19 protein-coding genes are annotated in these 23797 nt (G+C 61.9%); 14 read left to right on the top strand and 5 right to left on the bottom strand.

The window, feature by feature from the left end:
* Nucleotides 1-69: 69 nt before the first annotated feature.
* Together ABID19_RS21950 and ABID19_RS21945 are read right to left on the bottom strand one after the other, a co-directional pair.
* Nucleotides 70-1944: a DUF882 domain-containing protein gene (locus ABID19_RS21950; RefSeq protein WP_354493066.1), complete on the bottom strand. Its 1875-nt coding sequence runs from the start codon at nt 1942-1944 to the stop codon at nt 70-72.
* A 370-nt stretch (nt 1945-2314) separates the two neighbouring features.
* Entirely contained in the window at nt 2315-3820 is a 1506-nt protein-coding gene (locus ABID19_RS21945; protein ID WP_354493065.1) for a sigma-54-dependent transcriptional regulator, read from the bottom strand.
* Between the two features lie 177 nt (nt 3821-3997).
* Here ABID19_RS21945 and ABID19_RS21940 point away from each other — a divergent pair, with 177 nt between their 5' ends.
* The 4 genes from ABID19_RS21940 to ABID19_RS21925 all read left to right on the top strand — a co-directional run bounded on the left by ABID19_RS21940 (nt 3998) and on the right by ABID19_RS21925 (nt 8954).
* Nucleotides 3998-5839 (top strand): M3 family oligoendopeptidase, encoded by a 1842-nt coding sequence (locus tag ABID19_RS21940; RefSeq protein ID WP_354493064.1) that lies wholly within the window; start codon nt 3998-4000, stop codon nt 5837-5839.
* Between the two features lie 375 nt (nt 5840-6214).
* Nucleotides 6215-7024: a proton-conducting membrane transporter gene (locus ABID19_RS21935; RefSeq protein ID WP_354493063.1), complete on the top strand. Its 810-nt coding sequence runs from the start codon at nt 6215-6217 to the stop codon at nt 7022-7024.
* Nucleotides 7025-7197: 173 nt separating this feature from the next.
* Nucleotides 7198-8343 (top strand): aminodeoxychorismate synthase component I, encoded by a 1146-nt coding sequence (locus ABID19_RS21930; protein ID WP_354493062.1) that lies wholly within the window; start codon nt 7198-7200, stop codon nt 8341-8343.
* Nucleotides 8292-8954, top strand: coding sequence for an aminotransferase class IV family protein (locus tag ABID19_RS21925; RefSeq protein WP_352933131.1), 663 nt, complete (start codon nt 8292-8294; stop codon nt 8952-8954). The genes ABID19_RS21930 and ABID19_RS21925 overlap by 52 nt, the downstream gene beginning before the upstream one ends.
* Nucleotides 8955-9061: 107 nt before the next feature.
* Here the strand turns inward: ABID19_RS21925 and aztD are convergent, their stop codons facing one another.
* Together aztD and aztC are read right to left on the bottom strand one after the other, a co-directional pair.
* A complete protein-coding gene (gene aztD, locus ABID19_RS21920; protein ID WP_354493061.1) occupies nt 9062-10273 on the bottom strand; it encodes a zinc metallochaperone AztD in 1212 nt (403 codons plus the stop codon).
* Between the two features lie 82 nt (nt 10274-10355).
* Nucleotides 10356-11342, bottom strand: a complete 987-nt coding sequence (aztC, locus tag ABID19_RS21915; RefSeq protein WP_354493060.1) for a zinc ABC transporter substrate-binding protein AztC — start codon at nt 11340-11342, stop codon at nt 10356-10358.
* 265 nt (nt 11343-11607) lie between these two features.
* Between aztC and ABID19_RS21910 the strand changes: the two genes are divergently transcribed.
* The 9 genes from ABID19_RS21910 (at nt 11608) to ABID19_RS21870 (ending at nt 20865) form a co-directional block, all read left to right on the top strand.
* The gene (locus tag ABID19_RS21910) at nt 11608-11991 is read left to right on the top strand and encodes a Fur family transcriptional regulator (protein WP_354493059.1); all 384 of its coding nucleotides are present in this window, start codon (nt 11608-11610) and stop codon (nt 11989-11991) included.
* A 61-nt stretch (nt 11992-12052) separates the two neighbouring features.
* Nucleotides 12053-13057: a CobW family GTP-binding protein gene (locus ABID19_RS21905; protein WP_354493058.1), complete on the top strand. Its 1005-nt coding sequence runs from the start codon at nt 12053-12055 to the stop codon at nt 13055-13057.
* A 78-nt stretch (nt 13058-13135) separates the two neighbouring features.
* On the top strand, nt 13136-13396 hold the full coding sequence (locus ABID19_RS21900) for a nitrate reductase (protein WP_354493057.1): 261 nt from the start codon (nt 13136-13138) through the stop codon (nt 13394-13396).
* A 317-nt stretch (nt 13397-13713) separates the two neighbouring features.
* The gene (locus ABID19_RS21895) at nt 13714-15159 is read left to right on the top strand and encodes a homospermidine synthase (RefSeq protein WP_354493056.1); all 1446 of its coding nucleotides are present in this window, start codon (nt 13714-13716) and stop codon (nt 15157-15159) included.
* A 199-nt stretch (nt 15160-15358) separates the two neighbouring features.
* Nucleotides 15359-15730: a hypothetical protein gene (locus tag ABID19_RS21890; RefSeq protein WP_354493264.1), complete on the top strand. Its 372-nt coding sequence runs from the start codon at nt 15359-15361 to the stop codon at nt 15728-15730.
* A gap of 178 nt (nt 15731-15908) precedes the next feature.
* Nucleotides 15909-17984, top strand: a complete 2076-nt coding sequence (locus tag ABID19_RS21885) for a 5'-nucleotidase C-terminal domain-containing protein (protein WP_354493055.1) — start codon at nt 15909-15911, stop codon at nt 17982-17984.
* Nucleotides 17985-18140: 156 nt separating this feature from the next.
* Nucleotides 18141-19193, top strand: coding sequence for a ferrochelatase (hemH, locus tag ABID19_RS21880; protein ID WP_354493054.1), 1053 nt, complete (start codon nt 18141-18143; stop codon nt 19191-19193).
* 246 nt (nt 19194-19439) lie between these two features.
* The gene (locus tag ABID19_RS21875) at nt 19440-20390 is read left to right on the top strand and encodes an SPFH domain-containing protein (RefSeq protein ID WP_354493053.1); all 951 of its coding nucleotides are present in this window, start codon (nt 19440-19442) and stop codon (nt 20388-20390) included.
* Nucleotides 20391-20400: 10 nt separating this feature from the next.
* Nucleotides 20401-20865 (top strand): NfeD family protein, encoded by a 465-nt coding sequence (locus tag ABID19_RS21870; protein WP_354493052.1) that lies wholly within the window; start codon nt 20401-20403, stop codon nt 20863-20865.
* A 34-nt stretch (nt 20866-20899) separates the two neighbouring features.
* On the opposite strand, the gene ABID19_RS21865 is transcribed toward ABID19_RS21870, so the two are convergent.
* Nucleotides 20900-21901: a KpsF/GutQ family sugar-phosphate isomerase gene (locus tag ABID19_RS21865; RefSeq protein ID WP_354493051.1), complete on the bottom strand. Its 1002-nt coding sequence runs from the start codon at nt 21899-21901 to the stop codon at nt 20900-20902.
* A 151-nt stretch (nt 21902-22052) separates the two neighbouring features.
* Here ABID19_RS21865 and ABID19_RS21860 point away from each other — a divergent pair, with 151 nt between their 5' ends.
* Nucleotides 22053-23765, top strand: coding sequence for an outer membrane beta-barrel protein (locus tag ABID19_RS21860; protein ID WP_354493050.1), 1713 nt, complete (start codon nt 22053-22055; stop codon nt 23763-23765).
* Nucleotides 23766-23797 lie beyond the last annotated feature (32 nt).

The raw sequence follows: 23797 nt of genomic DNA, 5'->3' as shown, positions 1-23797 counted from the left end.
TTTGGATTGCTGCAGCAAGAAAGCCGCCCGGGTTGCCCGGAGCGGCTTTTATATTGCTCGATCGATCCGCTACTTGGTCTGGAAGCGGGCCACCGACAGGAACTTGACGGCATTGCCGGTGAACCGGTTGGCGTCGGCCATCTGATCGCTCGACTGGAAGCCCGCGGTGTAAACCTCGCTCGGCGGCGTGTGCACGATGTTGTAGGCATAGCGCGGCGCTGTCGTTGCGCTGGAGACGGTGGCGACATTCTCGCCGCTGTTGAGCGCCCAACGTGCGGCCTTCGGCTCGGCGGCGACCACCACGGACTTCGGACCAGGCTTCAGGTCACGGACGGTCGCCCTCGCTGCCTTGCGGGTGGTTTTCACACCCGCTCCGATCGCCGCAGCCGGATCGGAGCCGGCCGGGCGGGCAAAAACAGCCTGACGCGGCGATGCGGCATTGACGTTCGCCGGATCGACGAGGACCGAGCTCGGCTGTGAGAGCGAAGCGACCTGGTATTCGTCGGTTGCGCTGACCCGCTCGAGGACGGCCTTGACGGCATCGGACTGGACTTGGTCGGCCTGGTTTTGGTCGGGCTTGATTTGGTCGAGTTCGGCCACGTCGGGCCGCGCCGACGGCAGCACCGAGAATGCATCGGTAGCGGTCTTGCCGCGCCCGGCCGTATCCGCCAGCGCCAAAAGCACATCCTTGTCCTGCGGCGCAAGATCGGTCGCAGCAAGGTCGGTCGGCAGCGAGTGATCGGGACGCCAGGTCGGCAGCGGAATGTTGTTGGCCACAGCCTGCATCGAATCGGCGGCAGCGGACGGATCGGCCATGCCGAAGGGGGTGCTTGCCGGCGCTTGCGCGGTTGCCACCGCCTGTTCGGTGGTGGCAGTGGCATCCGCCACGCCGAACGGAACGTTTTCGGGCGGCTGGGCGCCGACATCGGTCTTCGGACGCGGGGCGAAATCAGGCAGCGGAACGCTGCGTGCCGGCAGCGCCGCGATGATCGTTTCCGGCGTGTCCTCTTCCAGTTCCGGAGCAGGCGCATCGGCGATTTGCGGAATCTCGGCGCGTTGCGCATCCTGAGGCGACACGATGGCAATGCCTGGAAGATTGCCGCTCTTGGCTGCTGGCGCCGGCTTCGCGTTGGCCAGCTTGACGGTCTTCTGCTTTGGCGCTGGTACGGCTGCTACATCGGCACTGTCGTCCGCCTCGTCTTCACCACCGCCGAAGAAAGCCGCCAGCAGGCCACCGGATCTTTTGGAACCGCCACCTGCGCTGGCCAGTTCGATGGCGGGGCTGCCGGCGCCCTTGCGCGCCTTGTAGGAGGCGAGCGCCTGCGAATAGCCGGGCAGTGGCTTGCCGTCGCTTGGCACGTGCAGCGTCTTGCCATTGGGGAACACGCGCGCCAGTTCCTGGCGGCTGATGCCCGGCCAGTGGCGCACATTGCCGACATCCATGTGGACGAAAGGCGAGCCAGACGACGGGTAATAGCCGACACCGCCGCCCTGCATCTTGAGGCCGATATCGCGCAGTTTCTTCAGCGGCACGCCGGGAATGTAGAAGTCCATCGCTTTGCCAAGCGTATGCTGGCTTTTCTTGGCAACGCCCCTGCTGCGGCTGCGCAGCATCGAGTTCGTAGACGACGAGCGATAACCGCAAACGACCTGGATGTAGCCCGAGGCGCCGCTTTGCCGATATGCCTCCCAGACCAGGTCTAGCAAGCGCGGATCCATCTTGGTCGGCTCGTTGCGGCGCCAGTCGCGCAGGATGATATTTATTTTTTTCAGACCCGACTGGTCGTAGCGGCCGCCGCGCTTGAAGACGATCTCCGCCTTCTCTTTGGTGTGGAGGTTATAGAGTTTCAGCGAACGCGTCTGCGCGCTGGCGCCGGTCTCAGCCGCTACAAGGAAACCAAAGGCGAAAATCACGGCTGCCAGCCATCTCGGCCAGACGCTCATGTGATAGTGCCGCCCGTTTGTGTGTCGTTCGACTTTGTTCAAATCAAAAGGCCTTGCAGGCTGCCGTTTGTCCCCGGATTTGACCAACGGATGCGGTGATGTTCGCATCCGAATATCGATCCTAATGGTTAATCATCGCTTATTGAAGCCGAAATGCGGTAACACCGTGGCGATATCCCGTCAAAAATATTGCGCAGGGTTTCTTGGTAAACTGCTGGTTTAGATCAGGTTTCGGCCTTTGCCTTGAACACGATCTGTTACCGGCCGCCTCAATGCGTGAACAAAGCCGCAGGCAGCCGGCCGATGTACCTGACGCCTCATCGACGATTGTCCTGATTGCCAGGCTGGCAAGCTGATCGGACTTGTTTTGTCAGGAAGCAAGCTGGTCGATACGGCCTGTTTCCGGATCGATGCCGTATTCCTTGAGCTTCCTGTAGAGCGTGGAGCGGCCAATGCCGAGGCGACGGGCAACTTCGCTCATCTGGCCGTTGTAATGGTTGATGGCGAGCTTGATCATTTCGAGTTCGACGTCGGCCAGTGCGCGCACATTGCCGCGTTCATCGAGCGCCCGCAGCGTGCCGAAGCGGGGCAGCGGCACAACTGGCGGATCGAGCTCGGTCGCAGCGTTGCCGTTGGTGGCCGGCGCGGGATATGGCAACGCGACATGCGCATCGAGGTTGACGGTTCCCTCGACCTGCGCCCGGATCTGAGGAAACTCTTCCTCGGTCAGCACATTGCCTTCGCAAAGCACCGAGGCCCGGAAGACGGCATTTTCCAACTGCCGGATGTTTCCCGGCCAGTCATAGGCCTGCAGCATGGCAAGCGCAGCAGCCGAAATGCCGTGCAGACGGTGACGTGGATCGGTGGGCGCAATCTTCTCCAAAAAGTGCTCGACCAAGTGGGGTATGTCGTCGCGACGGTCGCGCAGCGGCGGCACGAAGATCGGATAGACGTTCAGCCGGTAGAACAGATCCTCGCGGAACTTGCCGTCCTTGACCTGCTGCAGAAGATTGCGGTGTGTCGCCGAGATCAGCCTGATGTCGACCCTGACTGTCGAACGCCCGCCGACCGGGTCGACCTCACCGTCCTGCACGGCGCGCAGCAGCTTGACCTGCACGTCGAGCGGCAGGTCGCCGATCTCGTCGAGAAAGAGCGTGCCCGAATGCGCCTCGACGAATTTGCCGGTGTGTTTTTCGGTGGCACCGGTGAACGACCCCTTCTCATGGCCGAACAGGATCGATTCGACCAAATTGTCGGGGATGGCGCCGCAATTGACAGTAACGAAGGGTTTTGAGCGGCGATCGCCGCTGCCCTGGATGGCGCGCGCCACCAGTTCCTTGCCGACGCCGGATTCGCCCTCGATAAGGATCGGGATGTTGGACGCGGCCGCCTTCTGGCCGAGACGGATCACCCGATCCATCGCCGGGCTGTGCGTGATCATGTCCTTGAAGGTCAGATGGCCGCCACGCCGCCGTGACGAGCGCTTCACTTCGCCCTCGACCGCCTCGACCTTGAGCGCATTGCCGATCGATGCCTGCAGCCTGTCGGGAGAGGCCGGCTTGACGACGAAATCGAAAGCACCGTAACGCATCGCCGAAACGACGGTTTCGATGCCGCCCTGAGCGGTCTGCACGATGACCGGAACATGGATGCCGCGCTCACGCATCGCCTTTAGCACGCCAATGCCGTCGAGGCCCGGCATGACGAGGTCGAGGATAACCACTGAAACGTCCCGCGCATGAGGCCCATCGAGAGCGTCGAGACCGGCCTCGCCGCCATCCGTGATGATCGCACTGTGGCCGAATTTCGTCACGGCCGCCTCGAGCAGCCGGCGCTGCACGGGATCGTCGTCGACTATGAGTATGGAACCTGTCATGACTGGTTCAACGATGCTCGCCCACTATGCCCACCCTATGGATCATCTTGGCACAGGGTTCTAAACAAGGTTTCAAAAAACCCGGTGAACGAATTCCTTAGGATTTGACCGGCCTCTCGTTTCCCTTGAAATCTTCGAGTCTGGCCGTTTGAATCTGCAATCTGGAAAGTATCGGCAATGCGCATGGTTTTGGCTCGGCAGCTTGCAGCGGCATCGTCGTCCGGTCAGGGCGCGGCGGAGGCTGGCGGCCTGCCGGAGTGGAATCTCGCCGATCTCTATTCGGGCATGGACGCCCCTAAGTTGAAGCGCGACCTTGCCAAGGCGGCGGCCGACGCCATCAGCTTCGAACGCCGCTGGAAGGGCACGCTCGCGGCAGAGGCGGAACGCGGCGCAGAAGGGCGTCTTGGTGAAGCGCTCGCGGCTTACGAAGCTCTGAGCGAGTTGATGGGGCGGATCGATTCATTTGCCAGCCTGACTTATGCGGGCGACACCGCTGACCCGAAGAAAGCGAAATTCTACGGCGATATTCAACAGAAGATGACCGACGCCAGCGCGCATCTTCTGTTTTTCGCGCTCGAACTGAATCTCATCGACGATGCCGCGATCGAAACCGCGCTTGCCGCCGATCCTGCGTTTGCCCACTACCGGCCGTGGGTGCTCGATCTGCGCATGGACAAACCCTACCAGCTCGAGGACCGGGTCGAACAGCTTTTCCACGAGAAGTCGGTCACCGGACGCGGCGCCTGGAACCGCCTGTTCGACGAAACGATGACCGATCTGCGCTTCGATATCGATGGCGAGCAACTGACCCTGGAGCCGGCGCTCAACCGCCTCCAGCACGCCGATGGCGAGGTGCGCCGCCGGGCCTCTGAAGCGCTGGCCGCGACCTTCCGCAAGAATCTGCGCACGTTCACGCTGATCACCAACACGCTGGCCAAGGACAAGGAGATTTCCGACCGCTGGCGCGGCTTCGAGGACATCGCCGATTCGCGCCACCTCGCCAATCGCGTCGAACGCAGCGTGGTGGACGCGCTGGCCTCAGCCGTTCGCGACGCCTACCCGCGCCTGTCGCACCGCTACTACGCGATGAAGGCGCGCTGGCTCGGCATGGACGTGATGAACCACTGGGACCGCAACGCACCATTGCCCGAGACGCCGCAAGCGGTCATCGGCTGGGACGAGGCCAAGAACACGGTGCTGTCCGCCTACCAGCGCTTCTCCCCCGACATGGCGGAAATCGCCAGGACATTCTTCGACCGCAACTGGATCGACGCGCCGGTCAGGCCGGGCAAGTCGCCGGGCGCCTTCGCGCATCCGACCGTGCCGTCGGCGCATCCCTATGTGCTGCTCAACTATATGGGCAAACCGCGCGACGTGATGACGCTGGCGCATGAACTTGGCCATGGCGTGCACCAGGTGCTGGCGGGCGGCCAGGGCGCGCTGATGGCTTCGACACCGCTGACGCTGGCCGAAACGGCATCCGTCTTCGGCGAGATGCTGACCTTCCGCTCGCTGCTCGACCAGACCACCGACAAGCGCGAGCGCAAGGCCATGGTCGCCCAGAAGGTCGAGGACATGATCAACACGGTCGTGCGCCAGATCGCCTTCTACGAATTCGAGCGCAAAGTGCATGCCGAGCGCAAGAACGGCGAATTGACATCCGACAGGCTTGGCCAGTTCTGGCTGGAAGTGCAGGCGGAAAGCCTCGGGCCGGCGATCAAGCTGCGCGAGGGTTACGAGGTGTTCTGGACCTACATCCCGCACTTCATCCACTCACCCTTCTACGTCTACGCGTATGCTTTCGGCGACTGCCTGGTGAATTCGCTCTATGCGGTCTACCAGAATGCCGAGAGAGGCTTCCAGGAGAAGTACTTTGCCATGCTGCGCGCCGGCGGCACCAAGCATCATTCCGAACTCCTGGCGCCCTTCGGCCTGGACGCCACCGACCCTGCCTTTTGGCAGATCGGACTTGGCGTGATCGGCGGCCTGATCGACGAGCTCGAAGCTTTGGACAATTGAGACACGGCGCTGAATATCAGGAGCCGACAGAACAGTTTAGCCGCAATGCATGTTCGGGCCGTTCTATTCTTGCCCTAAATATTTGTTCTTAAATAACTCTCCGTGGAATTTTTCCGTTAGCTTTCCGGAAGCTGTATGATAGCGTCCCGCCTCAAGCTCAGTCGGGCGCGGGGCTCAGGCCAGGAAAATATCTCCGGCAGGTCACGGCGCTTCGGCGAATGCGACAGCGGCCGTCGGCCATGGCAGGAAAGCCGGTCGCCGACAGCTCGATTTAAGCCGGCTGTTCCGCGAGTAGCGGAGCCACCATCGAATGGTCCTTGTGCCAAGGTCACCACTCCAGGCCACGGCAGATGGATCGGACTGGAGAGAGAGACAATGGGCACTTTTTTCTACATGCTCCTGGCGTTCCTAGTAGGTGTGTTGGTTGGCTGGTTCCTCTGGGGGCGCCTGCGTGGCGAGCTCGACAGCCTGCGCGGTGACATGGACCGCACGCGCAGCGAGCGCGACAGGCTGCGCGCCGACGCCGACCGCTTGACCGGTGAGCTGGATGTATGCCGCGGCGCCCGCGCCGACCTGGAGCGCCAGCTGGGCGAGGCGCAAGGCGCCAAGACCGGCGCGACAAAGGCAGCAATCCCGGCACCATCGGCATTGATGTCGACATCCGCGCCGGCCAAAACTTCGACAGCCAAGACCTCGACAGCCAAGACCTCGACGGCCAAGACAGCATCGGCCAAGACTGCGCCAGCCAAGACTGCATCGGCCAAGCCGACGCCAGCAAAGACCGCGTCCAACAAACCGGCGGCCACCAAGGCATCAGCCGCCGCCCCAAAGGCCAGTACATCGAAAGCGGCCGCGTCGAAAACGAGCACCGCAGCCAAGGCTGCGCCAGCGGCAAAGAAAGCGACCCCAGCCAAGGCAGCAGCAGCTGATAAGCCCGACAGTCTGCGTCGCTTGATCGGTATCGGCCCGGTCAACGAGCGGAAGCTGCATGACCTTGGGGTCAGAACCTACGCTCAGATCGCCGCCTGGACGGCGGCGGATATCAAGCGGATCGAAGACGTTCTCCAGTTCGACGGCCGCATCGAGCGTGAGCGCTGGATCGAGCAGGCGAAACTGCTTGCCGCCGGCGACGAGACGGAATTCGCGCGCCGCTTCCCGAGCGCGGGGACCGCGAGCAACACCTGAATTGCCTGCCGGCATCGAGCACATACTGGACTGGCGGCGCCCTCGAGGCGCCGCCAGTCTGCTTTTGTATCAAGGCTGCCTTTGCGTCTTGAGACGCCGCTCCCTCGATTGCGTACGATCGAGCCCCCATATAGAGCGATAGCTGGCGTCATCGACCGCAGCATCCGAGCCCCATGTCCCTGCCCTCTGCAATTTTCCGGAATGACGAGCGCGCGCACCAGCTCGTTTTCGACGGTCCGTCCGACATCATTGTTGCGCATGAGGCGAAGGATTTCCTGCCGGCGCTGGAAATTGCGCAGGCCGCGCATGACGCCGGCAAATGGCTGGCCGGATATTTCTCCTACGAAGCCGGCTACCTGCTCGAGCCGAAGCTCGTTCCGCTGCTGCCGGGCGGACGCCGCGCTCCGCTTGTCTGCCTGGGGATCTTCGACGCGCCTGTCGAACAGGCGGTCGTGCGCAGCACTGCGCCGGCGACCAACGGCCCGATCTTCGATGCAAGGGCTGCCTGGTCTTCAGAAGACTACGCAAAACGCTTTGCGCAGCTCCACAATCACATCCGCAAAGGTGATTGCTATCAGGGCAATCTGACCTTTCCGGTTCATGCGCAGTGGTCGGGCGATCCGCTGGCGGCCTTCGACGCGCTGACGGAACGCCAGCCGGTGAAATACGGGGCGCTAATCGCGCTCGGCGATCCGATCGTTTTGTCACGTTCGCCGGAACTGTTCTTCGAGATCGACGCCGAAGGCATGATCGAGACCCATCCGATGAAGGGCACCGCCCCGCGCGGCGCGACCAAGGCGGAGGACAAGCGGCTGAAGGCGTTCTTGCTCAATGACGAGAAGAACCAGGCTGAGAACCGGATGATCGTCGATCTGCTGCGCAACGACATCTCGCTGATCAGCGAGGTCGGGACGCTGGACGTGCCGGAGCTTTTCCGCATCGAGAGCTACCCGACCGTTCACCAGATGGTGAGCCGCGTGCGGGCCAAGCTCTTGCCCGACCTCACCATCCGCCAGATCTTCGCAGCGCTGTTTCCATGCGGATCGATCACCGGGGCGCCAAAAATCCGTGCCATGGAAATCCTGCACGATCTGGAAGCCACGCCGCGCGACGTCTATTGCGGCGCCATCGGTTGGATTGCGCCCGGCGGCACCATGCGCTTTTCGGTGGCGATCCGGACGATATCGCTCTTTTCCAGTGGTGAGGCGATCTACAATGTCGGTGGCGGCGTCGTCTTCGATTCGACGGCCGAGGAGGAGTACCAGGAGTGCCTGCTGAAAGCGCGCTACGCGACGGGAACACCGCCGATTTCGAGCTGATCGAAACCATGCGCTGGCAGCCGGGCCAGGGCTTCCTCCGTTTCGACCGCCATTTGGCACGCCTTTATGGCTCGGCAGCCGAGCTGGGTTTCATCTGCGATCCGCAGAAAGTCGGCGAGGTGCTCAGGAACGCCGTCGACCGGCCGGACATCGCCTTGCGCACACGGCTCGTCCTGTCGCGCAGCGGCAAAGTGACGGTCTCGGCGCTGCCTTATGAGCCGCATGCGGTTGACAAGGTGTGGAGGCTGCAACTAGCGCGGGTGCGGCTCGATTCCAGCGACACGCTGCTGCGCCACAAGACGAGCCGCCGGGACATTTATCAGCGGGCGCGAGCCGAATATCTGATCAGCCGCGCCGACGAGGTGCTGCTGGCCAACGAGCGTGGCGAAATCTGCGAGGGCACGATCACCAATCTCTTCGCCGATTTCGGCGACGACGTATTGGCAACGCCGCGGCTCGATTGCGGCCTGCTGCCTGGCGTACTGCGCGGCGAATTGCTGGATGAAGGCCGCGCACGCGAAGCAATCTACACCTTGGATGATCTGAAGTCGGCCAAGGCGCTGTTCGTCGGCAATTCACTGCGCGGATTGATCCCGGCACGACTGGGCTGAAGCGCAACCGAAGAGGCGCCTGACGAGCATGCCTTGCGCGTTGGGGAAGACGCGCCCGGCCCGGGAAAGAATGGGCCGGACGCGCGACAGCCGCTTGGGAGGAGCGACTATTCGGCTTCGTGGGTCTGACCGGAGCCGCCGACGGAAACAATGTTGAAGGGTTTGCCTTCGACGGCAATGTCGCCGGTTTTCTCGAACGACGTCGCGTCAACGAGATGCAGCACACCGTGCAAAGGATCCGTGACCACGATCCTGTCGCCGGCGACCGCGACACGCGGCCTCGGGTCGCTCCAGTGACCGTCCATCGAATAGGGATCGGTCAGCTTGAGCGAGTTTGCGATCTCCCCTTTCACCACGTCGAGTTGGTGAAGCTGGCCGTCCTCGGTGAAGACGTAGGCGAACTTGGCACGAACGGGATCGACCGCGAAATGCACGCGACGCGTCGGAAGGCTAATCAGCCGGAATGCATCGCTCTCGACCGTCGGATCGATCAGCACCACCTTGTCGGGGCCGTAGTTGCCGAGGAAATATTGCAGGCCTCTGCCGCCGATCAGCGTCGTCGTTTTGCCGTGCGGCAGGTTCTCGTCATAGGGCAGGTGACGGATCGCCGGGGTGCCGTCGCCTTGGGTGACGACAAGCAGGCCGGTCGCGCAGGCGAAAGCCAGGACATTGCCGGAAGACGCCTCTCCGTGGAGGTCCGGGCAGGCGTGGACGCCGCCGACCTGCGCATCGGCCTCATCAGTGACCCTGATGCCGACCGGGAGTTCGTCCGGCTTCTCCCTGTTCGGCTCCGACAGGAGGACATGGGAGCCATAGGCGACTGCGACGCCGTGCTGCGGCGCGTCCGTCTTCACGTCCCTGAAATCCGATTTGCCTTCCAGCACCGCCTTCTCGGAAATGATGCGGGCGACACCTTCGCCGTCGAAAAAAGCGGCGAAGTCTCCTTCATGCTCGACGAAATGCGACGGCTTCGCGCCCGCGATCTCGACGCCGGCAAGCTTCGGCACTTCGACGTCGATGTCGCCATGTTCGCCGTGGTCCTCAAAGGAAATGCCGCTTGCGATCCCGGTAACGACGCCGGCCGCGCCCTGCACGGCGAATACGGTCCGGCCGCTTTCGCTGCGGTGGAGCGACGCCGGCCCTTTGATCTGAAACGTGTCGAGCTTTTGGCCAGCGACCGCATCGATTACGGTCACCTTCGGATCCGCGTGATCCGAGATGAAGAGGCGCCAGGCGGTCACCTCCTCGGCATGGGCAGCACTTGTTGATAGAGACAGAAGCAGCGCGATGGCCGTGGCTGACGCCCAGTTTGTCCTCACGGTATTCTCCTTGATGTTATTACGTAACGGGTCGTATTTGATGAAAAGGCGGATTGCTCCGCCTTCCATCGTGGGGTGGCGATCAGCTTGCGAGGATCGCGCCTTTGAGCGTCGTGATGTTGTGCCGCATCATCTCGAGATAAGTCGCGGCCGGGCCGTTCCGGTCCGACAGGGCATCGGAATAGAGTTCACCACCGACTTTCAGGCCCGTCTCGCTGGCGATCTGCTCGATCAGGCGGGGATTGGTGACGTTCTCCACGAAGATTGCCGAAGCCTTGTCTTGCCTGATCTGTTTGATGAGGGCCGCGACATCGGCGGCTGAGGCTTCAGACTCGGTGGAGATGCCCTCCGGCGCGAGGAATTTCATGTCGTATTCGTGCTCGAAATATCCAAAGGCGTCGTGGGAGGTGATGATCGTGCGCTTTTCCTCGGGGATCTCAGCTACAGCAGCCTTGATCTCCTCTTCCAGTGCCTCGAGCTTACCGCCATACAATTCGGCATTGGCCCGGTAGGTGTCGCACCCGGCTGCATCGGCGGCACAGAAGGCATCGGCGATGTTCTTCACATAGACCTCGGCATTATGCACCGACTGCCATGCGTGGGGATCAAATTCGCCGTGATGGTGGTGCCCTTCCTCATGGCCCTCTTCCGCCTCCCCGGCGTGCCTTTCCCCGCCCTCGGCGGCTTTATCCTGATCGTGGTGATGTTCTTCCTCGGCGTTGCGCAACACCTCGCCGCCTTTGGTCAATTCCACGACCGGTGCCTTGGTGGCGCTCGCCTCGACGAGACGCTGGAGGAAACCTTCGAACTGGAGGCCGTTGACCAGCACCACATCGGCCGCACCGACTGCGGCCGCATCCGCCGGCTTCGGTTCGTAGACATGAGCGTCCCCATTCGGGCCGACCAGCGTGATGACGTCGACACGGTCGCCGCCGACATTCCTGGCGAAATCGGCGATGATCGAGAAACTGGCGACAACCTTGAGATTCTCGGCCGATGCCAGCGACGGGGTGAATGGCAATAATGTTATGACGCCCACCACGGTGGCAAGCTTCGGCATCCTGGACATTCGATCAACTCCTTCTGTTCAAGCGGTTCCGTGGGAGACATGCCGGACGCGCATGGCAGGCCGGACGATCCCGTCGAGGTGATGCGTGGCGGGGTGACTGTTGTAGCTCAGCGTCAGGTCTTGAAAGGTCACACAGGCCACCATTCGATCCCGCTCTTGACGATCCGTTATGTTATGTTATCACGTTCGTCAATCGAAAAACGTTATACTATAACAAATGGTCGCCATTGTGCTCGAAACTGCGTGGAACACGAAGGAACAGCGGATGCCTGGACGTAACCAGCAGCTGGTTCTCGACGCGCTGATGCGCTCTGAAAGGCCGATGGGGGCCTATGAACTGCTTGGACTGCTTCGCCAGGAAGGGCTCCGTTCACCGCTACAGATCTATCGCGCGCTGGATCGGCTCATCGAAGAGGGCCTGGTTCACAGGATCGAGAGCCTGAGCGCTTTCGCGCTTTGCGTCCATAGCCAATGCAGCACCCGTGGGCGCGCCGCCTTTGCCATCTGCGCGAGTTGCGGGCGGGCAAGTGAAGTTCACGACCCGGCACTGGAGCGAGTGCTGCGCAGGCTTGCCCGACGGCAGGGCTTCCGAACCAAGTCGGTCACGGTGGAGCTCTCGGGTCTATGCGAGGTTTGTGCGCATGGATGAGAGGCCGGTCTTCGTGCCCACCGAAATCCGCAATCTAACGTTCTAACATTTGGAGACGACCATGCCTCTTGAAGCCTCCCAGCAAATGCCCGTCACGGTTCTTACCGGTTACCTCGGCGCTGGCAAGACGACGCTGCTCAATCGCATTCTGACCGAACAGCACGGCAAGCGATATGCCGTGATCGTCAACGAGTTCGGCGAGGTTGGTATCGACAACGACCTCATCGTCGATACCGACGAAGAGGTCTTCGAGATGAACAACGGCTGCATCTGCTGCACGGTGCGCGGAGACCTGATTCGTATCATCGAGAGCTTGATGCGGCGCAGCGACCGTTTCGACGCCATCCTGATCGAGACGACCGGCCTTGCCGATCCCGCGCCTGTCGCCCAAACCTTCTTCGTCGACGACGATGTGAGGCAGAAGACGAAACTCGACGCGATCGTCACCGTCGTCGATGCGAAGCATCTCCTCGGCGAGTTGGATCATGCGCACGAGGCGCAGGAGCAGCTCGCCTTCGCCGATATCGTCATACTGAACAAGACCGACCTGGTAACGCCGGCCGAACTGAAGGCAGTGGAGGCGCGCATTCGCAGGATCAATCCGACGGCTGCGATCAAGCATTCCACACGTTGCAATGTTCCCCTCGACGAGGTTCTGGATCGCGGCGCGTTCGATCTGAACCGTGTCATCGAAGTCGAGCCGCACTTTCTCGACGCAGAACACGATCATGAGCATGACGATCACGTCACCAGCTTTTCTCTCGTCACGGAAGCTTCGATCGATCCGAGCAAATTCTTGCCGTGGATCCAGATGATCACACAGAAGTTCGGCATCGACATGCTGCGCATGAAGGGCATCTTGGCGTTCAAGGGCGATAACAACCGCTTTGTCGTTCAGGCCGTTCACATGCTGCTCGAAGGCGACCACCAGCGCCCCTGGAAAGAGGGGGAGAAGCGCGTGAGCCGCCTGGTGTTTATCGGCCGCGACCTGCCCAAGGGCCTGATTGAAGACGGCTTCCTCAAATGCCGTGCCGACGTGGACGCTGTAGAGGCCGTGAGTGCATAGGCTCGGCAAGGTCGACGAGCCCGCATGGCCTCTATCAATTGGATTAGCCGAGCCTCGTCTTTCGGGACGGGATTGTAGATGAATCGTCTCGCGAACCCACTCGCGCCGCGCAGCTTTGCGCTGCCGGAGAAGACTAAACAGATCAAGATCTGGGTTCGTGAGGCCCGCGGGCTCGACGGCGACGTCGTCGTGTCCGTCACGGAACTCGCATGCCGCAAAGATGGCTGTCCAAAGGTCGAAACGGTGATCGGCATAATGCGTCCCGGCGAGAAAATCGAGACGATCCGGGTCGACAAGCCAATCGCCGATGTGACCTTGCACGATCTCATGGGTAATTAATCGATATATCCGCAGGATGTTTGGCCTATCGGGTGGCGCAGCGGAAAGTCGCCGAGATGACCCGGATCGGAACCCCGACGAGAGCAAATGCTTGTCGCATCTTTCGCCGACCGACTGTTGGCGCTGGACGAAAACCAGCTCGACTACAGGATATGACGACTGACCGTGATCGGCTGGGCGCCTCCTTAACCACGTAGGGAATGCGGCATAGCCCGTGGTTTTTCACTGGTTTATGACAATGATCTGTGGTTGTAGCGCTTGGCCGCTCGGCAGTAATGCCCCGGCTTTTCAGCCTGTTTGAGGGAGTAATCGATAAAATGGCGAATGAAAACTGGCCCGTTTACGGTGAGATCACCGGCCCTGTCGTGATGATCGGCTTCGGTTCGATCGGACGGGGAACGCTGCCGCTGATCGAGCGCCATTTCAAGTTCGACAAGTCGCGCATGACGGTCATCGATCCACGCGATACCGACCGCAAGCTGCTCGACGAGCGCGGCATCACCTTCATGCAGGATGCGGTTACCAAGAAGAACTACAAGAAGCTGCTGACGCCGCTTTTGACCAAAGATGGCGGCCAGGGCTTTTGCGTCAACCTGTCGGTCGACACCGGTTCGGTGGATTTGATGCGGCTCTGTCGCAAGCTGGGCGTGCTTTACATCGATACCGTCGTCGAGCCATGGCTCGGCTTCTATTTCGACACCAAGGCCGATAATGCCAGCCGCACCAATTACGCGTTGCGTGAATCGATGGTCGAAGAAAAGCACGCGCACCCCGGCGGGGCGACCGCAATCTCTACCTGCGGTGCCAATCCAGGCATGGTCTCGTGGTTCGTCAAGCAGGCGCTGGTCAACCTCGCCACTGATCTTGGCCTCGAGTTCTCGGAGCCCGCGCAGCATGATCGCGAAGGCTGGGCGAGGCTGATGAAGAAGGCCGGCGTCAAAGGCATCCACATCGCCGAGCGCGACACCCAGCGCACCAAGAAGCCGAAGCCGATGGACGTGTTCTGGAATACTTGGTCGGTCGAAGGCTTCATCTCTGAAGGGCTGCAGCCGGCAGAGCTCGGCTGGGGCACGCATGAAACCTGGATGCCGAAGAACGCCAAGAAACACAAGCATGGCTCGAAGGCCGCGATCTATCTGGAGCAGCCGGGCGCCAACACGCGCGTGCGCAGCTGGTGCCCGACGCCCGGTCCGCAATACGGCTTCCTGGTGACGCACAACGAGTCGATTTCGATCGCCGACTTCTTCACCCTGCGCGGCAAGAAGGGCAAGGTTCAATATCGCCCGACCTGCCATTATGCTTATCACCCCTGCAACGACGCTGTGCTGTCGCTGCACGAGATGTTCGGTGCCGCTGGCAAGGCGCAATCCGTACATCACGTGCTCGATGAAAACGAACTGGCCGACGGTGTCGACGAGCTCGGCGTGCTACTCTACGGCCACGATAAGAACGCCTATTGGTACGGCTCGCAACTGTCGTTGGCGGAAGCGCGCAAGCTGGCGCCTTATCAGAACGCCACGGGCATGCAGGTCACGTCTGCCGTGCTGGCGGGCATGGTCTGGGCACTGGAAAATCCCGAGGCTGGCATCGTAGAGGCCGACGAGATGGACTACAGGCGCTGCCTGGAAGTGCAGTCCCCCTATCTCGGGCCGATCAAGGGCTACTACACCGACTGGACGCCGCTCGATAACCGCCCTGGTCTGTTTCCGGAAGACCTCGACAAAAACGACCCATGGCAATTCCGCAACATCCTCGTTCGATAGTGCAACATCCTCGTTCGATAGCGATGCCTCACTACCTTGCAATCGCCTGGAAATCGGGCGATTGAAGGAAGGCGACCTAGCGCGACGTGCGTCCATTTGGGCGCAAAAAAGTATGCTCTAGTGCTTTGAATGTGCGCATCGTGCGTTTCCGAAAACCGGATCGATTTTCGGGCCGATGCGAGAGGAGAGGATGTTGATGATGACGATTGCGCGCAAATTGCTTTCGGCCGGCATTGTCGCGGCCGCTGCCGCCTTGGCGGCGTGCACCACCGCCGGCCCGGGCGGGCCGCCGTTGGCCGCGCTGAGCCCGGTCGAAGGCTCATGGATCGATGCGCAAGGCACGGGCCTGTCGACCTTCGCCGCCGGCAGCTTCAACACCCTCGCGACCGACACCGGCCAGAAACTTGCCGACGGCAGCTACACCATGACCGGCGGCACTTCGGTCGAGATCAAAGGCACTTCGCTGATCCGCCAGACGCCGATCAGCTTCAACTGCTTGCTGATCTCCACCTCCCAGCTTAACTGCACCAGCGCGAGCGGGCAGAATTTTGTGCTGACGCGGCGCACCTGAGCCCATACGAAACTGGCTTTGCAAAGGACGGTGGCCTCAGGCCGCCGTCTCTTTTGCGCCGGCAAAGCTGACCCCGATTCCGCTTGCATCGGCCGAAACGCGATGTGAACATGGCAAAAAGCTGGCTGTTATGTTTCAGTCAAGCAAGGGCGTTAAACAGGTCATCGGGGAGACGAAAATGAGGAAGATCGCCGCCATTGCCGCCCTTTCGGCCTCCGCGCTTGGTCTGTCGGCCGGCGTGTCCTTTGCCGACTACACACTGAACATCCTGCACATCAACGACTGGCACAGCCGCATCGAAAGCAACAATAAATATGAATCGACCTGCTCGGCCGAAGAGGAGACCAAAGGCGAGTGCATCGGCGGCGCAGCACGGCTGATCACGGCGATCGCCCAGGAGCGCAAGAAGCTGGAAGGCCAGAACGTGCTGCTGCTCAGCGCCGGCGACAATTTCCAGGGATCGCTCTTCTACATAACCTACAAGGGCAAGACCGAAGGCGAATTCCTCAACCAGATGAAATTCGACGCCATGGAGGTCGGCAATCACGAGTTCGACGACGGCGAGGCGGCGCTAGCTCCGTTCCTCGACATGATCCAGTTTCCGGTGCTCGGCGCCAATGTGAAGGCGAACGCGCAATCCAAGCTCGGTGACCGCGTAAAACCGTCGGTCGTCATCGAGGTCGGCGGCCAGAAGATCGGCATTGTCGGCGCAGTCACCAACGACACGGCGGAGCTCGCCTCGCCAGGCCCCAACGTCACGATCGAGGACGATGTCAAGTCAATCACATCGGAAGTCAAGAAACTGAAGGGAGAAGGCGTCAACAAGATCATCGCGGTCACTCATATCGGCTACAAGCGCGAACGCGACGTCATCGCCAAGATCCCGGGTGTCGACGTGGTAGTCGGCGGCCACAGCCATTCGCTGCTGTCCAACACCGATCCCAAGGCTGAAGGCCCCTACCCGACGATGGTCGACAATCCGGACGGCTACAAGGTGCCGGTCGTCCAGGCGGCGTCCTATTCCAAATATCTCGGCGAGTTCAAGGTCGTGTTCGACGACAATGGCGTCGTCAAGCAAGCCAGCGGAGACCCGATCTACCTCGACAAGTCGATCACGCCGGATCCCGCTGTGCTTGCCCGCATCAAGGAGCTCGGCGCGCCGATCGAGGCGTTGAAGAACAAGGAGGTCGCCGAAACCACCAAGGCGATCGACGGCAGCCGCGAGAACTGCCGCACCCGCGAATGCGAGATGGGCAATCTTGTCTCGGACGCCGTACTCGACCGCGTCAAGGACCAGGGCGTCGAGATCGTCATCTCGAATGGCGGCGGCCTGCGCGCCTCTATCGACCAGGGCACCGTCACCATGGGTGAAGTGCTGAACGTGCTGCCGTTCCAGAACACGTTGGCGACCTTCCAGATTTCCGGCAAGGATCTGATTGCCGGACTCGAGAACGGTCTCAGCCAGATCGAGGACGGCGCCGGACGCTTCCCGCAGGTTGCCGGCCTGAAATATTCATTCGACAAATCGGCTGCCCCGAATGCCGGGCGCGTCAAGTCGGTCGAAGTCATGGAAGGCGGCGCGTGGACCCCGCTCAATCCGGACAAGGATTACCTGGTCGCCACCAACAACTATGTGCGCCAGGGCGGCGACGGCTACGAGGTCTTCGCCGACAAGGCCAAGAACGTCTATGACTACGGTCCGGGCCTAGAACAGGTGGTCGCCGATTATCTCAGCGCGCATCGGCCCTATACGCCGAAGCTCGATGGCCGCATCACCGAGATCGCGGCAGAACCGGCCCAAGAACCGGCCAAGCCGGCCGAAGCGGCGCCCGCTCCGGCCGAGCCCGCAAAACCGGCAGAAACGGCCCCAACCGCAGAGCCGGCAATGCCCGAACTGCCGGCGGATTCGGGTGACATCGCCACGACGCCGCCAGCCGTGCCGGCGGAACCCGGCCCCGCGACGGCAGCACCTGCCGAGCCCGCGGAACCAGCCCAGCCCACGCCTGCGGCACCGGCTCCTGCAGCCGAACCAGCCAAGCCAGCCGAGGCGGCACCCACCGAGCCGACCAAGCCGGCCGTGGCCGCAGCGGCCGAAAGCAGCCATGTGATCGTTGCCGGCGACACCTATTGGGATCTGGCTGAGAAGGCCTATGGCGATGGCTCCAAGTGGAAAACGATCTCCGGCGCCAACAAGAACTACGAGCCGCGCCGCCTTCCCGTCGGCGCAACCTTGACCATCCCGGCCGCAAACTAAGTTCTTTGTCGTTGCTGGAAAACCCGTCCGGGTAACCGGGCGGGTTTTCTGCTTTCCGCCTGAGGTGATATCCACGGTAAGATAAGGTGCGGCCAGACGCTGCATTGAAAACCGGCGCGGCATCGCTAGTTTCGCGCGGTGTTCGGAGATCCCTTTATGACACTTTCCAATCCTGTCGACCCCAAGGCTGCGAAGGCCCTCGGCCCGCTGCCGCCGGTCGGGGTGGGCAGGATCGGCGTCATGCTGATCAATCTCGGCACGCCCGACGGCACCGAATTCAAACCGATGTGGCGTTATCTCAGAGAATTCCTGTCCGATCCGCGCGTCATCGAGCTCAACAGGGCTATTTGGTATCCGATCCTTTATGGGCTGGTTCTCACCACGCGGCCGAAGAAGTCGGGCGCCAACTACGCCAGGATCTGGAACCGGCAGCGCAACGAGTCGCCGCTGCGCACCTACACCCGCGCCCAAAGCGAAAAGCTAAGCGAGGCGCTGCGCGACCTGCCCGATGTTATCGTCGACTGGGCGATGCGTTACGGCAATCCTTCGACCGAGAGCGTGGCCAAGGGGCTGGTCGCGCAAGGCTGCGATCGCATTCTCTCTTTTCCGCTCTATCCGCAATATTCCGCGACCACGACCGCCACCGCCAACGATCAATTGTTCCGCGCATTGATGAAGATGCGCCGCGCACCGGCGATCCGCAGCGTGCCGCCCTACTATGCCGAACCGATTTATGTCGAGGCGCTTGCCCGTTCGATCGAGCGCCATTTGGCGACCCTCGATTTCGAACCCGAGGTCATCATCGCCTCCTATCACGGCATTCCGAAACCCTATTCCGACAAGGGCGACCCCTATCAGGCCCATTGCCTCGAGACGACCCGGCTGCTGCGTGAAAAGCTCGGCTGGGATGAGAAGAGGCTGATCACCACGTTCCAGTCGCGCTTCGGTGCGCAGGAATGGCTGCAGCCCTACACTGACAAGACAGTCGAGAAATTAGCCGGAGAAGGCGTGAGATCGATCGCCATCGTCAATCCGGGCTTTTCCGTCGACTGCATCGAGACACTGGACGAGATCGGCAGGGAGGCAGCGGAGACTTTCCATCATGCCGGTGGCGAGAAGTTCGCGCACATCCCTTGCCTCAACGACAGCGCCGAGGGCATGGCGGTGATCGAGGCGCTGGTGCGGCGCGAACTGTCGGGCTGGATCTGAAGCGGGCGTCATCGAGCGCGGCTAACCTGGTTGTCACCGACAATCTGCGATCACCTGATTGTAACATTTCTGAAACACACTTAAGTGCTTGGTGAAGTCGGTTGCGTTGAAACGTCTACCGCATCGGCCCCAACGATCGGAGTCGATTTTGGGAAGAGCGATGCGCAGGTATAAAAGCTAGAGCGTAATTTGCGTGTCCAGCGACGCATGTCGCTTTAGTGTGCTCGGCATCTGAGGGAGAGCCAAATGGACTTCAGTGGTTTCGATATCGCGCTTCTTGTTCTTGTCGCTCTTGTCGTGCTCGTGCTTTTCAAAGGCATCCGGACAATCCCGCAAGGCTACAATTATACCGTCGAACGCTTTGGCCGTTATACCAAGACATTGAGCCCCGGCCTCAACCTCATCGTGCCGTTCGTCGACCGCATCGGCGCCAAGTTGAACATGATGGAGCAGGTGCTCGATGTCCCGACCCAGGAGATCATCACCCGCGACAACGCCACCGTCGCCGTCGACGGTGTCGCCTTCTACCAGGTGCTCAACGCCGCGCAGGCCGCCTATCAGGTCGCTGGTCTACAGAACGCCATCCTCAATTTGACGATGACCAACATCCGCACCGTGATGGGTTCGATGGACCTCGACGAGCTTTTGTCGAACCGCGACGCCATCAACGAACGCCTGCTGCGCGTCGTCGACGAGGCGGCGCACCCCTGGGGCATCAAGATCACCCGCGTCGAGATCAAGGACATCAATCCGCCGGCCAATCTCGTCGAATCGATGGGTCGCCAGATGATGGCCGAACGCAACAAGCGCGCGCAGATCCTCGACGCCGAAGGCCTCAAGCAGTCGCAGATCCTGGAAGCTGAGGGCCGCAAGGAAGCTGCCTTCCGCGACGCCGAGGCGCGCGAACGCTCGGCCGAGGCCGAGGCACGCGCCACACAAGTGGTGTCGGAAGCGATCTCCAAGGGCGACGTGCAGGCGCTCAACTACTTCGTCGCCCTGAAATACACCGAAGCGCTGACCAAGATCGGCTCTGCCACGAACAGCAAGGTCGTGCTGATGCCTATGGAGGCTTCGTCGCTGATCGGCACGCTCGGCGGCATCGGCGCAATCGCCAACGAAGTCTTCGGGAGCGAAGCCACTGCCGGCACCGCTCGGCAAGCGTCACGCCCCCCAGTGGTTCGCCCCAGCGAGACCTGAGGCCGATCCCATGTTTGACCGTATCATTTCCGAACTCGGCCCTTGGAGTTGGATGGTTCTCGGCTTCGTCCTCCTCGTAATGGAGGTCATCGCGCCCGGCATCTTCATGCTATGGATCGGCATCGCCGCGCTGCTGATCGGTGTAGTCTCTCTGCTCATCTGGGACGCAGGTTTCTGGACTTGGCAGGTCCAGGTTCTCGCCTTCCTCGTGATGTCGCTGGTTTCAACCTATGTCGGCAAGAAACTGATGGGCGGGCGCCATGACACGACCGACCAGCCCTTGCTCAACCGCCGCGGCGCACAAATGATCGGCAGGATGGCGACGCTTGCCGAACCGATCAAGGATGGGCGTGGCCGCATAAAGCTGGGCGACACGCTATGGCGCGTCTCCGGCCCCGATCTGCCGGCCGGCACGCAGGTGCGCGTGACAGGCGCGGCCGATACCGATCTGGAACTGACGGTCGAGGCTGTCTGATCCTACGACGTTTCGGCGTGCGTTGAGATTCAGGTCAGGCCGCGCCGATACGCAGCAGGTCGTGCAGATGGACAAGTCCGATCGGCCGCCTGCCCTCGACAACCATCAGGCTGGTGATGGCCGAATTGTTGATCGTCTGCAGCGCCGTCGCCACCAGCGTGTCTGGCCCGGCCGTCTTCGGCTCCTTGGTCATGACCTGATCGACACTCATCGCCAAAAGATTGCTGCCGATGTGGCGCCTGATGTCGCCGTCGGTGATGATGCCGATCAGCGCACCGTCCGCGGCGGTGATCGCCACGCAGCCAAACCCCTTGCGCGACAATTCGAGAATCGCTTCACGCATTCCGGTGCCGGAAGGCACCAGCGGCAGCCTGTCACCGACATGCATGATGTCGCGGATCTGCGTCAGATTGGCGCCAAGTTGCCCGCCGGGATGGAAGGTGCGGAAATGATCCGGCGTGAAGCCGCGCGCTTCGAGCAACGCAATAGCCAACGCATCGCCGATCACCAGTTGCAGCAGCGTCGATGTCGTCGGCGCCAGGCCGTGCGGACAGGCCTCCGACGCGCGCGGCAGCAGAAGCACCACGTCGGCCTCGCGCGCCAGCGCCGATCTCTCTCCGGCGGTGACCGCGATCAGCGGGATCGAGAAGCGCCTGGAATAGGCGATGATGCCCTTGAGCTCCAGGCTCTCGCCCGACCACGACATGGCGATGATGGCATCGTCCCTGGCGATCATGCCGAGGTCGCCGTGATTGGCTTCGGCAGGATGGACGAAGAAGGCCGGCGTGCCGGTCGAGGCGAGTGTCGCGGCCAGCTTCGAGCCGATATGGCCGCTCTTGCCGACGCCGGTGACGATGACGCGGCCCTCGATCTGCGACACCATGTCGACGGCCCGCGCGAAAGGTTCGGCCAATCCGTTTTCGAGCGCAGCCGCCAGCGCCGCGACGCCGGCCTGCTCGGTCGCCACCGTTCTGAGCGCCGAGGCGATCGAAGCTTGCCCGTCGAGCCGCTTCTTGTCTGGGGATATCGCATGCATGGTTGATGCGATTAGCGCTTTGCCGCGCGCCTGTCCAACGGAATTGCCATCCACCAAGGGTTGATGAGCGGCCGCCTCAACGCTCCGTTAACCATCCCCATTTACGGTCCGGTAAGTATGGCGCGCTTGCGCCGCGCGAGCAGTGGTGGCGATGTCCGGGGCCCAGCCTGAAAAGAAAAGAAGGCGAAACGGCAAGGCGGTCTGCGTCTTGCTGATGGCGACCAGCGTGTTCGCGTTGCTGCGACCAGCGCAGCCTTATGCCCAGGAAACGGAGCTGCGCGGCGAGGTTTCGGAATCGGCGATTCTGGCCGGTGCTGAGAATCAGACGGCACAGGGCGGCGCAACCACCCAAAGCGATGCGCCGGCGCCCACCTATCAGCCGGCCAGCCCGGGCGCTGTGCAGGACGACGACACCGCGCCAGCAACCGGCAGCATTTTCGATCCGCCGGAAGCCACCGACGATCCGTTTGCGGAAACGCCCGCTCCCGTCCCGCCGCGCCGGCCCTCGAGCGCGACGCAACGGGCGGCGGATCAAGATGAGGCCGAGGCCGCCGAGGCAGAAGCCGCCGCCGCGACTGCAGTCACGACGGATGGCACGGACACCGCCGATACGGACCAGGACGCGACCAATCGCCGTGCGGTAACCATTGATTCCGCCGACAGGCAGAGGCTCGATCCGGGCGCCGAGCGCGCCGAAGCCATCGAGGGTCGGGACAGGCGGGCCGAGGACGACCCGTTCGCCGCCACAGGCATCAAACTCGGCTCGTTCGTGATCAGGCCGACCCTCGAGCAAGGTCTGACGGCATCGTCGAATGCCGATTCGAGCGCCGGAGGCGAGCCGGCGCTGCTGTCGGAAACGACGCTGCGCTTCAATGCCATCTCCGACTGGCGAGAGAATTCAGCTGTCATCGACGGCTACGGCACCTTTCTCAAGACCATATCGGGGGACGAGATTCAGGAATTGCGGGGCCGTGTCGACGGCACGCTCAATGTCGACCTCGACAACGATCTGCGCGCTATCGCCAAGCTCGGTTACGAGGCGGTGCCGGAATCGGCTTCGTCGCCGGTTGTCATCGAAGGCACCATCGAGCAGCCGGTGCGCCAGACCATTGACGGCAGCCTCGCGGTCGAGAAGGATGCGGGCAAGATGCGCTTTGCTTTGACCGGCGCTGTCGAGCGCGACATCTATGGCGACGCCAAGCTTTCGACGGGCGGAACGGTGTCGCAGAAAGCCCGCAACTCGACGCTTTATACCGCCACCTTGCGTACCGGCTATGAGATTTCTCCCGCCATCACGCCTTTCACCGAGGTCGAAATCGGCCGCCGGGTCTACGATCAGCGCGTCGACCCTAATGGGTTCGAACGATCCTCGACACGGCTCGGCGTACGCGCCGGTGCCGAACTCGACCTCGGCGAGAAGCTTGCCGGCGAATTCTCGGCCGGCTGGCTGCGGGAGGCGATCGACGACGATCAACTGCCGGCGATTTCGGGTGCCACGGTGAACGCCGACCTCAAATGGTCGCCGGAACGCGGCACCACGATCGGCCTCACCGGACAAACGACCGTCGAGGGCACGACAACCCCCAACGAAAGCGGCGACATCCTTTATTCCGGCCGCCTTACCGGCGAGCGGGAAATCCGTGCCAACCTGACCGGGAACGCAGCTCTCGGCGTGGACTGGCGCGACTACATCGGGTCCGACGGCCATGATCTGACGCTGAGCGCCGAGGCCGGGCTGACGTGGTGGCTGAACCGGTATGCCGGGCTGACCACCCGCGCCAGAACCGAAAAACAGACCAGCAACTTGGAGGGCCGTGATTATACGGCCCACAGCATCTTCGTCGGGGTGACGCTGCAGCCTTAAAGCAAGCCGTGAAGGCTTGGGATAGGTCGATC

Source organism: Mesorhizobium robiniae (assembly GCF_040545535.1).
GTDB classification, from domain to species: domain Bacteria; phylum Pseudomonadota; class Alphaproteobacteria; order Rhizobiales; family Rhizobiaceae; genus Mesorhizobium; species Mesorhizobium robiniae.
The sequence above is the reverse complement of the archived record's forward strand: the minus strand, read 5'-3'. Positions and strand labels throughout refer to the sequence as shown.